At 58.3% G+C, this 13871-nt stretch carries 11 protein-coding genes; 5 read left to right on the top strand and 6 right to left on the bottom strand.

The genetic code is table 11. The features are described from left to right. Nucleotides 1–83 precede the first annotated feature (83 nt). From RMV17_RS14145 to RMV17_RS14125, 5 genes are all read right to left on the bottom strand, one after another. Complete coding sequence (locus RMV17_RS14145) at nt 84–1400, bottom strand: FAD-binding oxidoreductase (RefSeq protein WP_311886919.1); 1317 nt, start codon at nt 1398–1400, stop codon at nt 84–86. A 126-nt stretch (nt 1401–1526) separates the two neighbouring features. After that, a complete protein-coding gene (locus RMV17_RS14140; protein ID WP_311886918.1) occupies nt 1527–2498 on the bottom strand; it encodes a helix-turn-helix domain-containing protein in 972 nt (323 codons plus the stop codon). Between the two features lie 175 nt (nt 2499–2673). Beyond that, complete coding sequence (proX, locus tag RMV17_RS14135) at nt 2674–3696, bottom strand: glycine betaine/L-proline ABC transporter substrate-binding protein ProX (protein WP_311886917.1); 1023 nt, start codon at nt 3694–3696, stop codon at nt 2674–2676. A gap of 43 nt (nt 3697–3739) precedes the next feature. Then, nucleotides 3740–4693 (bottom strand): glycine betaine/L-proline ABC transporter permease ProW, encoded by a 954-nt coding sequence (gene proW, locus RMV17_RS14130; RefSeq protein ID WP_311886916.1) that lies wholly within the window; start codon nt 4691–4693, stop codon nt 3740–3742. 50 nt (nt 4694–4743) lie between these two features. After that, nucleotides 4744–5778, bottom strand: a complete 1035-nt coding sequence (locus RMV17_RS14125; protein ID WP_311886915.1) for a glycine betaine/L-proline ABC transporter ATP-binding protein — start codon at nt 5776–5778, stop codon at nt 4744–4746. 367 nt (nt 5779–6145) lie between these two features. On the opposite strand from RMV17_RS14125, the gene RMV17_RS14120 reads away from it, so the two are divergent. The 4 genes from RMV17_RS14120 (at nt 6146) to RMV17_RS14105 (ending at nt 11229) form a co-directional block, all read left to right on the top strand. Then, nucleotides 6146–7105, top strand: coding sequence for a LysR family transcriptional regulator (locus RMV17_RS14120; RefSeq protein ID WP_311886914.1), 960 nt, complete (start codon nt 6146–6148; stop codon nt 7103–7105). 141 nt (nt 7106–7246) lie between these two features. Then, nucleotides 7247–8620 carry an MmgE/PrpD family protein gene (locus RMV17_RS14115; RefSeq protein WP_311886913.1) on the top strand — a complete coding sequence of 458 codons (1374 nt, stop codon included), beginning with the start codon at nt 7247–7249 and terminating at the stop codon, nt 8618–8620. 81 nt (nt 8621–8701) lie between these two features. Beyond that, nucleotides 8702–9937: an aromatic ring-hydroxylating dioxygenase subunit alpha gene (locus RMV17_RS14110; protein ID WP_311886912.1), complete on the top strand. Its 1236-nt coding sequence runs from the start codon at nt 8702–8704 to the stop codon at nt 9935–9937. Between the two features lie 140 nt (nt 9938–10077). Further along, complete coding sequence (locus RMV17_RS14105) at nt 10078–11229, top strand: MFS transporter (protein WP_311887050.1); 1152 nt, start codon at nt 10078–10080, stop codon at nt 11227–11229. 38 nt (nt 11230–11267) lie between these two features. On the opposite strand, the gene yddG is transcribed toward RMV17_RS14105, so the two are convergent. Then, complete coding sequence (gene yddG, locus RMV17_RS14100; RefSeq protein ID WP_311886911.1) at nt 11268–12206, bottom strand: aromatic amino acid DMT transporter YddG; 939 nt, start codon at nt 12204–12206, stop codon at nt 11268–11270. Nucleotides 12207–12530: 324 nt separating this feature from the next. On the opposite strand from yddG, the gene RMV17_RS14095 reads away from it, so the two are divergent. Next, nucleotides 12531–13829: an MFS transporter gene (locus RMV17_RS14095; RefSeq protein ID WP_311886910.1), complete on the top strand. Its 1299-nt coding sequence runs from the start codon at nt 12531–12533 to the stop codon at nt 13827–13829. Nucleotides 13830–13871: the final 42 nt, after the last annotated feature.

Genomic DNA, 13871 nt, shown 5'->3' with positions numbered 1-13871 from the left:
GCCGGGCAGACCTTGGTTATTGGCGGTGAAGCCTTCAGGACGGCAGCAGAGCGACGAGGCTTCAGCGACCGGCCAACGCAGACTCAGCTTTCTCTCCCTGCGCGGTACTGCCCCCACTTGAGGTTCATGTTCACCCCAAGCGAAAGGAACGGTTCTGGCGGGTTGCTGTTGGGCCCTGGCGCCTGCAACAGGAAATCAATCAGTGGGTCACGCTGCCCCGCCAGCCAGTCAGCGAGCAACTTGCCGGTGACAGTTCCCCGCGTGACGCCCAGACCGTTGCATCCCAGCGCGCCATAAACATTGGGCGCCAGTTCACCGAAGAAGCCGTTGTGGTTGCGCGACATGGCCAAGGCGCCGCCCCAGGTGTAGTCGAACGTTACGTCCGGCAACATCGGGAACCGCTGATCGAATGAAGCCTTGTGCCGACGCACGAAACGTTCGTTGTATTTGCTGTTGCTGCGGCCATCCGGGTTGAAGGTGAAACTGTTGCGGATCAGCAGGCGGTTATCCGGGGTGCGGCGCACCGTGGTGCCGAACGGATCGGCCGGAATGGCGCCCCAGAACGGTTTGCCGCCCAGGCGCGCCTGCTCCTCTTCGGTCAGCGGCCGGCTGATGCTCGCGTAGGTGTAGATCGGCAACATGCGCCCTTGCAGGAAACCGAAACGCATGCCGAACGAGTTGTTCGCCAGAATCAGCTTGTCGGCGGTGATGCTGCCGTGAGCGTGTTTGAGGATCGTCTTGGCGCCGTATTCCACTTCCAGAATCGGGGTGCGCTCATACAGCGTGACGTTCGATGGCAGGTTGTCGGCGAGGCCTTTCACCAGTCCGGACGGTTGCAGTAGCACCGCCCCCGGGGTGAACAATGCCTGGCGGTAAAACCGTGTGCCCAAGTGTTCGGGCAATTCGTCGGCATCAATCATTTGAAAGGGCTGATCGAGTTTTTCCAGGCCCCGGCGATAGGCATCGAGTACGGCGATACCGCGATTCTCTACCGCCGCCTGATATTTGCCGCAGGCTTTCATCTGGCAGTCGATGCGGTATTGATCGACCAGCTCGCGAAGTATCGATTGGCCGGCCAGATTGAGTTTCAAACTGGTCCGGGCCAGCGCGATGTCACCGATGTAATCCTCAGCGCCAATGTCATGGGGAAGATCAATGGCAAAACCGGCATTGCGCCCCGATGGCCCCAGCCCGACTTCCTGCGCTTCGATAAGCACCACTTCGTCGTCGGGAAAATTCAACGCCAGTTGCCGCGCGCACGCCAGTCCCGTGAAGCCGGCACCGATGATCACCCAGCGAACGGAACGGTGCCCACGGTGAGCCGGTTCGGGACTGCGTGGCTTGCTCAAATGAAACCAGCCACAACTATCATCATCGGCGGGTAATGAACTGACTTTCATAGTGTTGAACCGTTAATCGTTGAAGTTGCAAAACGCACGCGGCACAAAGCGAACGCACGCAGTGGCGTTGATCCGGAAACTTGTAAAACTGGCACTTGCGCAAACAGTGACGATTGACTGTTTGTTTTAAAAACTGGCCGCTACGGCATAACGTCCGCTACTGGCACAGTCGCTCGAGTAGTAATAATCCCTGAAGGTCATGGGCGGTAAGCCGAACAAGTCCTTGAAGCGTTTATAGAAGTGCGGATAGCTGACAAACCCGGTTGCCAAAGCGACATCCGTCAACGAGCGATCACTTTGCACAATCAGTTGCCGGGCCCGAGTCAAACGCAGCTCCAGGTAGTAACGATTGGGTGCCGCATTCAGATAGCGGGCAAACCTTCTTTCCAGTTGCCGGCGTGACACGCCGACCTGACTGGCGATTGCGTCAATTTCCAACGGCTCCTCAATGTTTTGTTCCATCAAGTCGAGCGCGATGTTCAAAGGCTTGGGAATCGCTGAACAGCGGAGACTGTCGGCAGTCTTCGGTTGAAGGTGTCCAGACTGGTGAACCCGTTTTATTTCATCGACCAGTGCCGCATCGTTACCCGCTCCCAGCTCCTGCATGATCGCCAGGGTCATATCCAGCGCCGAATGAGCGTTGGCGCAAGTGGCCCGGCGCTCTGTGCAAATAAACTCACGAGCGGAAACTTTCAACTGCGGGAAATATTCATTGATCAGGCCGCAGCTGTCGCTGTGACAGGCGAACTCGCAAGCCTCCAGCAAACCGGCATCGGCCAGATAAAACGCGGCATTCCAGCACCCGGCAACGATCCCTTTGCCCGAGGACTTCTTCAGCACTCGGCGCAGCACTGGCTGTGTGGCAAGCCTCACACGCTGGCCTCCGACGACAATCACCGCATCATGATTGAAACCTTCGGCAAGCAGCCTTTGCGAAGCCAGCGACACGCCAATATCACTTTCAACCAGCCCGCCCTGCAGTGAGTAGGTCGATACCGTGTAAATCGTCTCAGCGTTGATCAGGTTTCCAGTGGCCAAGGCGTCCATCGCCGTTGAAAGGGTCGTCAAGGAAAAATGATCGAGCAGAATAAACGCCACCCGCACCACACGTTCATGGCCCGACATCACGGTGGATGGGCGAAAGCCGATGTTCTGTTGTTTCAACGGACTCTGGAACGTTTCCATCTTGCGTCACCCGCTCACCTTCACTTGAAACGACAACCTTGTGGCTTGGCGACTGGCACCGCCCGCCGCCAAACCGTGGTCGAACCGATTACTTCGCTGCCGCCCGGGCGTCACTCAACCAGCCGTCATAGGCTTGCTGGTTGGCCTTGATCCATTCCGCGGCATGACGCTTGATGTCGGCCAGCGACTTCTCACCGTTTTGCATGCGCAGGTTTTGCGCACTTTCAGCGGCCGTCGGGATGCTGACTTCAGAGAGGAATTTGCGCGCCACCGGGTTCTTCTCGGCGAACTCTTTGCTCATGACGGCATTGATCGTGTCCACCGGGAAACCGAGGTTCTTGCCGTCGTGGAAGGTGTCCTTGCTTTCCTTGCCATCCGGCAGCGAGGTGAAAGGCACCGGCAACCAGACGACGTCACGCCCTTCCACCAATACACTGGCAATCCACTGCGGAACCCAAGTGAAGAACAGCACGGGCTTGCCTTGCTGAAGCCGCGCAATGGTGTCAGCCATCAACGCGAAGTACGAGCCGCGGTTGTCGACTACGGTGGGACCCAAGCCATAGGCTTTCATGTGGTGTTCGATCATGATCTCGCAGCCCCAACCCGGATTGCAGCCCGTCAGGTCGGCCTTGCCGTCACCATTGCTGTCGAAGAGCTTGGCGATTTCGGGTTTCTTCAGGTCCGACAGATCCTTGATCTGATAAGCCTCGGCGGTCTTCTTGTCGATCATGTAGCCCTGCAGCACGCCTTTCATGACTTGCCCGACCTTGACCATCACGTCATCGCCGCCGGCCTTTTCATAAAACGCTTGGTGCAGGTGTTCCCATTCATGCACGGTGAAATCCGCATCACCATAAGACAGCGCGAGAAACATCGCCGGGTAGTCGACTTCTTTTGGCTGTTTGACGTCGTAGCCCAACTCCTTAAGGCCGGCGATCACCACCTCACCACGAAAGCGTTCTTCAGCAATGGTCGGGAAAATCGGCGTAATCGAAACACCGGCACCGGGTTTGTTGGCATCGGCCGCGTAAACCGCCGAGCACAGCAAGGTGCCAAACACCGAAGCCACCAGGCTCGCCACCACGCTTTTCTTGAGATTTGTCAGTTTCATGTTTCACCACGCTTGGAGTTTTTAATGGGGTGAGCAGGCCAACTCAATTCGTCACTGGACGTACAACGTTCTTCTTTTTCTTCAGTTTCATGACCAGCCCCACGGGGCCGCTTTCATACCAGCGCTGACCCGTGGCCAGATCGCTGCTGCGCTCACCCATTGCCTGGGTCAGTCGATCAAGGAATACCGCGAGCAGCACCAGCCCCGCGCCACCGACGCTGGCCAGGCCCATGTCGAGGCGGCCGATGCCGCTCAACACCATCAAGCCCAGACCGCCCACCGAAATCATCGAGGCGACCACCACCATCGACAGCGACAGCATCAGTGTCTGGTTGAGGCCGGCCATCATCGTTGGCGCCGCCAACGGCAATTGCACCTTCATAAGCATTTGCGTAGCTGTGCAGCCGAACGCGCGGGCGGCTTCGACCTTGTCCGCAGGGACTTGGCGAATACCAAGGTTGGTTAGCCGCACCAGCGGCGCGACGGAAAAGATGATGGTGACGATCACACCGGGGACGTTGCCGATACCAAAGAGCATCACCACCGGCACCAGATAGACGAATGCAGGGAGCGTTTGCATGGCGTCCAGCACCGGGCGAATGATCATTTCCGTGCGATCACTGCGTGCACACAAGATGCCCAGCGGTATGCCAATGACCGCGCAGAACAACAGCGAGGTCAGCACCAGGGCCAGCGTGACCATCGCATCGTTCCACACACCGATCAGTCCAAGCCCGGTGAGGGTTGCGACGCTGAAGATCGCGATGCGCTTGCCGCCAATCTGCCAACTGATCAGTCCGGCGATGATGATGAACACCGTGGGCGGAACCGACAGCAGTCCCCACTGCACACCGTCGAGTACTTGATCGACCGGCCAGCGGATCGAGCGAAACACTTCCCTGAAGTTATGCACCAGATATTTAAGGGCGGTCTCTACCCACGAACCCAAGGGAATATTTAAACTTTGGAAAGGATCTAGAAAGTTGAAGTCTGACATGGTGCTACCTCGCCCTCAGAAGCGGTAAATCAATTCTGATTATTCGCAGTTCAGCTGTTACACAGACAACTCAGAAGATGGCCTTGCGAAATCGAACCTTTATAAAGCCCAACTTCATCCACCACCGGCATGGGAGTTGACGAGGCCGCAACCAGATGAAAGATGTCGCGAAGAGACGCTTCCGCTTTAATCGGCGTTTGCCCGCCCGGTATATAAGCGACATTGCAATCCTGTTGCGCGATATCGCCCGCTTTCAGAATGCGACTGGTGTCGAATCCATTAAAGAAATCGCGAACATATTTATTCACCGGGTTGCACAGAAGTTCACGCGGCGTGCCGATTTGCACCACCCGCCCACCTTCCATGATGGCAATGCGGTGACCGATTCGAACCGCTTCTTCTATATCGTGGGAGATGAAAATGATCGTGCGGTCCTGCTCGGCCTGGAGCTTGATCAGCTCGCCCTGCATCTCGCTGCGAATCATCGGATCAAGAGCCGAGAAGGCTTCATCCATCAGCAGAATGGCGGGATCGTTGGCCAGCGCGCGGGCCAGGCCGACGCGTTGTTGCATACCGCCGGAGAGTTGGTGAGGAAAGCTCAGCTCCTGCCCCGAAAGCCCGACCTGCTCCAGTGCGCCCATCGCGCGGCAATAGCGTTCCTTCTCGCTGACGCCACTGATTTCCAGGCCGAAGCTGACGTTGTCGATGACGCTCATGTGCGGCATCAAAGCAAACGACTGGAAGACCATGCCCATGTCTTTGCGGCGAACTTGCAACAAGTCCTTGTCGCCCAGGCCGGTGATTTCCTTGCCATTGAGAAAGATCTGCCCGGAGGTTGGTTCGATCAACCGGTTGAACAATCTGACCATGGTCGATTTGCCCGAACCGGACAAACCCATGATCACGAAAATCTCGCCACGGCGAACCGAGAAGTTGGCATCAAAAACACCAATCGCCTGACCGGTCTTTTTGAACACTTCAGCTTTTGATGCGCCTTCTTTAACCATTTCCATGGCAAGTGCTGGCTGCGTACCGAAGACTTTGAAAACATTCTTTACGCAGATGATCTCGTCGGAACTTGTCATACCATGCCTCCTTCGCATCGTGCATCTTTCGCATTAAGCGACAGGCAAACGAGCAAAAATAATTGTAAGCGGCAGCGGTAATGAATAAATGTCTTCACGACGGGCTTCCTTTTATTATTTTTGAGGTCCCAGGAAAAAGGGATGTTTCAAATCTATTAGCATCACCCCGCTTAATCCAACTACATTTACAGGGACAATTCGATAACGTCGGGTTATCGGTTGCGAAGACTGCCGTTGCCGGGTGCTGCGTCAGCACCATGAGCGACCGGGTCTATCCCCACAGCGACGCTCGCGTAGCCGTCCCCGCACGGTTCCGTTACCCTCCTCGCGCTTCGTTGGGGAGCTGTATCGTTAGGAGAGTGTACGAATGAGCAAGCATGTCGACCCTGACACCATCCTGCTGAAAATGCCGTCCTTAAGGGCTGTGAAGGCATTTGTCGCCGCGGCCAAATACGAAAGCTTCACCCGTGCGGCCGAGGCATTGTGCGTTTCTCAAGCCGCGATCAGCCGGCAGATCCGTGAGCTGGAAAGCTATCTGGGCGCGCAGCTGTTTACCCGGGTCGGTCGTGCGGTGGAACTGACGGCCGCCGGCGCGGTGTTCTTCGATGCCGCGCAGCTGTCGTTCGTCAACATCGCCCAGGCTGCCGAACGCATCCGCAGCAGCCAGTCGACCAAGAAGGTGCTCACCGTTTGTTGCTCGCCGGCCTTTTCCGCACTGTGGCTGTCGAATCATCTGCAAGAGTTCTTTGCGCAGTGCCCGGATATCGAACTCAACCTGATCACCACGCAGAACTTTCTGACCATGGAACCCGGTGTGCAGCCGGACATCTTCATTAACAAGATTTCGCGCATTCGTGATGGTTATAGAAGCTACCCGTTGTGCCACGACGTGATTTATCCGGTGTGCACCCCGCAGTATCTGGAGAAACACCCGGAGATTGCGACGATCGAAGGCGTGCGCGATTCGGCCCTGCTCAACCTGAGCCCCTATGGCCGCTCGCAGGTCGCCGAGCATGTCGACTGGGGCGTGTGGCTGGCATTTCAGGCCATCGATATCGATGACCGTCCGCCGAACAGCCCACAGATCTTCAACGCCAACGACTACAACCTGCTCATCAGCATGGTCCTGACCCATCAGGGCATCGCGTTGGGCTGGAATCACCTGGTCACGGGATTGGTACAGCAAGGCCTGCTGGTGCGACCGATCGAGCAACAGGTGCAATTGCGCAATAGCTGGCACTACCTGAGCTGTCGCGAAAGCTCCGAAAACGAAGAAGAACTGCGGCGTTTTCGCGAATGGATTCTGGCGAAGTTTCCCCGCCGTTAATCCGCTCGGCACAAGCGTTGGGTGATTTGGTTATCAATAGCCCGACGAAAATGTTGCTAGAGCGGCACCCTCCCCGTGGCTCATTGTTGAGCAGCGCCGGCCATGATCGGCCCGGCTCAACTCACAGGAAGGGATTGTTGAATGTCACTCTTCGAATTCTGTCGCGACTTTGATTTCCTCGATGCCCCGCTCAAGACTCGTGCAATCGTGCAGGACAGTCTGCTGGATATCGTCGGCGTCATGGCCGGCGCGGCCAGCAATGACACCAGCAGCGCGATGCGGCGTTTTGCCGAACGGCATTACCCGGCGGGCGCCTATAGCAGTCGCCTGATCTTTGCCGGGCAGCGTGTCAACGTGCTCGGCGCAGCGTGGGCCGGCGGGTTCAGCGCTGATAGCCTCGACGCCCACGAAGGCCACTTCAAATCCAAGGGGCACGCCGGAGCGACTGTTGTTCCCGCCGTGCTTGCCCTCGCCGATGCGCTGCATCATCAAGGCCAGTCGATCAGCGGCCATGAACTGCTCACTGCCCTGTGCATCGGTTATGAAACGGCGCTGCGGGCAGGTTCGGCCTTGATGGCGACTTCGCCGACTTATCACGCATCGGGTGGTTTTTCCGCGCTGGGTGTGGTCTGTGCCGGGGCGCGCTTGCTGGGCTTCGATGAACCGACCTTTCGCCACGCCTTGGGCATCGCCGAATACTTCAGCGCACGCTGCCCGATGATGCGCGTGGTGCAAGCGCCGACGATGCTGCGCGATGCCCACGGAGCAGGCGCATTTGCGGGTTTGAACGCCCTGCTCATGGCCCGGGAAGGCATCACCGGTGCACCGGCAGAAACGGTTGAAGATGTCACCGTCGCCGAATACTGGACCGACATCGGTACACGCTGGGAGATCGACAGTCAGTATTTCAAACCCTGGCCGGTCTGCCGTTGGGCGCAACCGGCGCTGACCGCCATGCTCGAACTGCAGCGGGAAAATCCTCAACTCCATGCCGACTCGATTGAAACCGTTCGAGTGGAAACGTTCTACGAGTCGATGTGTTTGCAGGGGCATACGCCGAGTGACGCCGACCAGGCGCAGTACGCCTTGGCCTTTCCGCTGGCTGCACTGATTGTCCGGGGCAAGGTCGGTCCGGAGGAAGTCACCGGGGCGGCGATTTTTGCCGAAGACATTCTCGCGTTGAGCCGTCGTATCGAAGTCGTCGAAGCCGCCGATATCTCCGCCCGATTCCCCGACGAAATCCTCTCGCGATTGACCATTACCCTGAAAAACGGTGCCGTGCTGGTCAGTCCGGTCACCGCCGCGCGTGGCGATCCCGAAACGGCCCTCAGCGCTGCAGAGCTGAGTCAGAAATTTGATCTGTTCGCCAGCGGTCTCGGTGTAGAACGCAGTGCCGAGGTGAAAGCGGTGATCAAACACATCGCTCAATCCAGTTGCGCCATTACTGCCATGGAAGCGATTTTCCCCGCAGTTCCGCCGCTCCCGTCAGGCCCCATCGATAACCCCAACGCATGAATTGCCCACAGCAAATGTCGTTTGTGACGGCTGTCTTCGGCCATATAGGCTGAGAACCATGTCGCCTATGGGAGGATAAAAATGAACAATAAAGAAAGTGTTTTTGACCTGATCGCACAGCGCAAACCCTGGCACTCGCTGCCGGGCGCTCTTTACAGCAATGAAAGCGTTTACCGTCAGGACCTTGAGCAGATCTGGCACAAGGACTGGATCTTCGCCGGCCACACGTTTGAAATTACCAAACCGGGGCAGTATTTCACCCTGCAAATCGGTGACTATCCCGTTGCCGTCGTCCGTGGCAAAGACGGCGAGGTCCGGGCATTCCATAACGCCTGCCGTCACCGTGGCGCGAAAATCTGTGAGGCCGATCACGGCAAAGTGGCGAAGATGGTTTGCCCGTATCACAAGTGGACGTACGAGCTGGATGGCAACCTGTTGTTCGCCGGCAACATGGGCCAGGATTTCGACAAATCCCAATACAGTCTGAAAAGCGTTCACTGCGAGATCGTCGATACCTACATTTATGTCTGCGTGGCCGCCAAGGCTCCCGACTTCGAAGGATTCCGCAAAGCCGTCAGCCCTTTTGTAGCGCCGCACTATCTTGAAAACTGCAAAGTGGCGTTCGAATCGAACATCGTCGAGAAAGGCAACTGGAAACTGGTCTTCGAAAACAATCGCGAGTGTTACCACTGCGACGGCTCACACCCGGAGCTGCTGCATTCGTTCGTCGATAACCTTTCGGTGGGCGGCATCAGTGGTGAAGATGATCCCGAACTCTCGGCCTACTGGTCCAAGTGCGAGAGCGCCGGGTTACCAAGCCGTTTGGTGATGGATATCAATGGTCAGTTCCGCATGACCCGTATTCCCCTGTCATCCGGTGCCGTCAGCTACACCATGGATGGCAAACCAGCCGTTGCCGGTCGCCTGGACAAGACAGCTGAAGCGGACATCGGCGCGCTGTTGTACTTCCACTACCCGTCCACCTGGAATCACTTCCTCGGTGACCACGCGTTGAGCTTCCGCGTGCTGCCGATCAGCGCCACTGAAACCTTGGTCACCACCAAATGGCTGGTACCCGACAGCGCAGTGGAAGGCGTGGATTACGATCTCGAACGCCTGACCAAAGTCTGGATTGCCACCAACGATCAGGACCGCACGCTGGTCGAAGGCACCCAGCGCGGCGTGACCTCGCCTTCGTACGAGCCGGGTCCTTATTCGGAAACAGCCGAGACTGGTGTTTGTCAGTTCGATGACTGGTACTGCGCGACCATGATGGATCGGCTCAAAGGCCCTATCCCGTTGAAGTCTGTTGGCTGATCCGGGTTCTCCTCACCAGTTCCACCCCTCCTCCCTTCAGCATCCCGACGGATGCTGGCAGGGACTCTTTCGTCTCGAAAAACTGTTGTTCCGGTTCGTCGCCGAAAAAGCCGGGAGACACCGATAGGATGTCCGCATCAATGAACACCTCGACGTCATCCCTGGCAGCTTATGCAAACCACGGCGAACGCGTGTCCACGCGCATTGTATTTTTGATCACCGGCATTGTGATGTCGGCCTGGGCACCACTTGTTCCGTTGGTGAAAGCGCGTACCGGACTGGACGACGGTGGACTGGGCCTGTTGTTGCTGGGATTTGGTATCGGCTCGATCGTCGCCATGCCGTTTGCCGGTTACCTGACTGCACGTTTTGGCTGCCGGCCAGTGATCATCTGCTCAACTCTCGCGTTGTGTTCGGTGCTGCCGATGCTCAGCCATCTGACATGGCTGCCGGGGCTGGCGCTCGCCGTGCTGGGGTTCGGCGCCAGCATGGGCATGCTCGATTGCGCGATCAATATCCAGTCCATCATCGTTGAAAAGAACAGCGGCGAAACCCTGCAATCCGGTTTTCACGGGCTCTACAGTGTCGGCGGTATCGCCGGTTCCGGGGCCATGACGGCGATGCTCAGCCTGGGACTGAATCCACTGCTGTCCGTGCTTTGTCTGGTGGCGATTATCCTCGCCGCGCTGTACAAGGCTGCGCCAGGTTTGTTGCCCTATGGCACGGAGAGAGACGGTCCGTTGTTGGCGCTGCCAAGGGGGATCGTGCTGCTGTTGGGCTGTCTGTGTTTCATTGTTTTCCTCACGGAAGGCGCCATGCTCGACTGGAGCGCGGTTTTTCTCGCCTCGCAACGCGCGATGGAACCCAGCTACGCCGGTTTGGGCTATGCGAGTTTTGCGGCGGCGATGACGCTCGGGCGCCTGACCGGAGATGCCATCGTCAGCCGACTGGGTGGTGTTCGCGTGGTGGCGCTGGGCGGGATCTGCGCGGCGGCGGGCATGCTGGTTTCCCTTGTGTTCGATAGCTGGCAAGCGGCATTGCTGGGCTATGCCTTGGTCGGCATCGGCTGCTCGAACATTGTTCCGGTGCTGTTTACGGCGGCAGGTCGGCAACAGCGCATGCCCCAGCGCACAGCGATTCCGGCGATCATTTCCATGGGCTACGCCGGCATTCTCATGGGGCCGGCGTTTATCGGCATGGTTGCGCATTTCAGTACGCTGGTGGTCGCATTGGGTGGCTTGGTATTTCTGCTGTTGTTTGTCAGTTACGCCGCAAGATTTTTGGAGACATAACGCACGGGCAGCATTGATGGAAGCGGGGATTGGCATCTTCAGTGAGGGTTATCGCCCACACTGACCTTGATCGGTGTTGTCTGGGGTACGGCGCGCTGCCGGGTCGCATGCCAACACAGTAGTGACCCCGCCGTCACCAGCACGGCGCCCTGCCAGAACTGCATCTGCAAACTCACGCCCAGCCACAGCGCGGCGAACGCCGACGACAGCACCGGCGCGGAGTAGGACGCAGTCGCCAGCAAGGTCAGGTTTCCCCGTAGAATGCCGATGTTCCACAGCGCGTAACCGCCGGCCATGGCGATTCCGGCTGCCAGCAGCTCCCGGGAGTTTTCCCAAGTGAATGGCGGTATATGTTCCTGGCTCACGTACCACTTCACCCACAGCACGACGGACGTCAATACGAAAAACAGCACCACCAGATTCTGCCCGCCGGCATAACGACGCGTGACATTGCAATACAGCGCAAAAGTAATCGCACAGGTCAATGCCAGGCTGTAGCTCAACGGGTTGGACTGAACATTGCGCACAATCCCTGGCAACGATAACCCCTCGCCACTGACCACCCACAAGATGCCGAAAATCGCCAGCGCGGAGCCTGGAATGATGAACCAGCGGGTTTTCTGCCCGTTCATGACAATCGCCAGCACCACGGTCAGGCACGGCCACAGATAATTGACCACGCCCAGTTCAATGGCTTGATGACGATCACTGGCGAAACCCAGCGCCAACGACAGGCACACTTCATACGCGACGAACAAGGCGCTGCCCAGCACCAGATAGAGCCTGGAGGTCGAGCGAATCCGCGGGCGACCGAGAAATACCAGCAAGAGCATGGCGCCCAGCGAATAGATCAGCGCAGCGCCTCCCAGCGGACCGAAGTGCTCGCTGACGCCCCTGATCAATCCGGCGGCGGTACTCCACAAAACAATCGCCACCAAACCACACGCTGTGGCGGCCCGCTCACCTTTGATCAGCATCATGACTCCCGGCACAAAATGGCAAACCGACCGCACAGGCTAACCAGCGCAAGAGGATCAATAAAGGGACATTTTTGCCCGGCAAAGGATGAGCTGTCGTTATGACTCAGCCTTGATTGACCTGCGTCCAACTGTCGCAGCAATCAGCCATTGGAAAATTGCGCACAAGCCTTAGAATCCGCGCGCTCTTGCAGTCGCCGGATCTGGTGACCGAAACGTATCCAACCGCCCTGCCCGTTCGGCAGGCACCCGCACCACACACCCCGGCTTGGCAATCGCATGCGCAGAGGCGCACGTTGCGCTGTTCGATCTCTAGAGGTTTTTATGTCTCCGCGTTTGCTGGCCATGGCGCTGGCGCCCCTGCTCGGGCTGTTCATTGTTGCGCTGGGCAACGGTTTTTTGTCATCGCTTACCACCCTTCGACTGGACGCCGCCGGCGCTTCGGCGACGATGATCGGTGTCGTGTCATCGGCCTACTTCATCGGCCTGACCCTGGGCGCCGTATTCAATGACCGCTTGATTCTGCGCATCGGCCATATCCGCGCCTACGGCAGCTTTGCTTCGTTGATCGCTGTGACCATCCTGCTGCAGGGCTTGTTCTATGACACTTGGGGCTGGTTTGCCCTGCGCCTGATCAACGGCTGGGCCACGGTCGGCGTGTTTCTGGTGATTGAAAGCTGGCTGCTGCTGGCGGGCGACGCGAAGATTCGCGGGCGCTTGCTCGCGCTGTACATGATCGTCTTGTACGGCGCTGGTGTGCTGGGCCAGGCAACGCTGGGCAAAATCACCGGGTTGAGCGACAGCGCACCGTTCATGGTGGCCGGCATGCTCGCCTCGTTGTCGGTGTTGCCGATCGTGATCCTGCCGCGCGTGTCGCCATTGCTCGATCAGGTTGAACCGCTCAAGCCACGGCAACTGCTGGGCGTGACACCGACCGGGCTGGTCGGCTGTTTCGGTTCGGGTGTGACCATCGCGGCGATTTACACCTTGCTGCCGTTGTATCTGCAACGCAGCGGTCTGAATGTCGGGGAAGTTGGCAGCATGATGGCCTGGACGATCCTCGGCGCGATGCTCCTGCAATACCCGGTCGGGCGCTGGTCCGACCGCAAGGATCGCTTGCAGGTGCTGACCATTCTGACGGTGGCGTGCACGGTGCTATCGCTGGTGATCGTCCTGGTGCCGTTGTCCTCGACGATGCTCGCGGTGATGTTGTTTCTGCTCGGTGGCGGCGTATTCGCGCTGTACCCGGTTGCCGTCAGCCACGCGGCCGACCGCGCCCCGGCCGAAGCCTTGGTGCCGATGATTCAGGGCTTGCTGCTGATCAATTCGCTGGGCTCGGCGATCAGCCCGATGATGATCTCGCCGGTCATGAACTCGTTCGGCGCCAATGGACTGTTCTGGGTGTTTGCACTGGTCAATCTGTGCATGGTCACCTTCTTCCTGTGGCGCCGTGGCAAACGCCCGGTTCCGGCCAATCCCGCGCCGTTTGCGGCGGCAGCCACGTTCTCACCGACAGGTGCGGAACTGCGGGTGACCGAAGATCTGCGCCAAGCGGTGCAGGAGCATCCGCCGATGGTGGACGCATTGAGCGGCGAGCCTTCGCCTCAGTGTGAAACGCGCTGAGGGTTGCGCCAGTCTGTGTCAAGTGCAGACTGGCTCGCACCA

Source organism: Pseudomonas sp. VD-NE ins (assembly GCF_031882575.1).
Lineage (GTDB): Bacteria > Pseudomonadota > Gammaproteobacteria > Pseudomonadales > Pseudomonadaceae > Aquipseudomonas > Aquipseudomonas fluorescens_BZ.
The sequence above is the reverse complement of the archived record's forward strand: the minus strand, read 5'-3'. Positions and strand labels throughout refer to the sequence as shown.

Bases quoted from the DNA above. Each gene is read 5' to 3' on its own strand.
- RMV17_RS14145 (WP_311886919.1), bottom strand. From the start codon at position 1,400: ATGAAAGTCAGTTCATTACCCGCCGATGATGATAGTTGTGGCTGGTTT.
- proX (WP_311886917.1), bottom strand. From the start codon at position 3,696: ATGAAACTGACAAATCTCAAGAAAAGCGTGGTGGCGAGCCTGGTGGCT.
- proW (WP_311886916.1), bottom strand. From the start codon at position 4,693: ATGTCAGACTTCAACTTTCTAGATCCTTTCCAAAGTTTAAATATTCCC.
- RMV17_RS14125 (WP_311886915.1), bottom strand. From the start codon at position 5,778: ATGACAAGTTCCGACGAGATCATCTGCGTAAAGAATGTTTTCAAAGTC.
- RMV17_RS14120 (WP_311886914.1), top strand. From the start codon at position 6,146: ATGAGCAAGCATGTCGACCCTGACACCATCCTGCTGAAAATGCCGTCC.
- RMV17_RS14115 (WP_311886913.1), top strand. From the start codon at position 7,247: ATGTCACTCTTCGAATTCTGTCGCGACTTTGATTTCCTCGATGCCCCG.
- RMV17_RS14110 (WP_311886912.1), top strand. From the start codon at position 8,702: ATGAACAATAAAGAAAGTGTTTTTGACCTGATCGCACAGCGCAAACCC.
- RMV17_RS14105 (WP_311887050.1), top strand. From the start codon at position 10,078: ATGAACACCTCGACGTCATCCCTGGCAGCTTATGCAAACCACGGCGAA.
- yddG (WP_311886911.1), bottom strand. From the start codon at position 12,206: ATGCTGATCAAAGGTGAGCGGGCCGCCACAGCGTGTGGTTTGGTGGCG.
- RMV17_RS14095 (WP_311886910.1), top strand. From the start codon at position 12,531: ATGTCTCCGCGTTTGCTGGCCATGGCGCTGGCGCCCCTGCTCGGGCTG.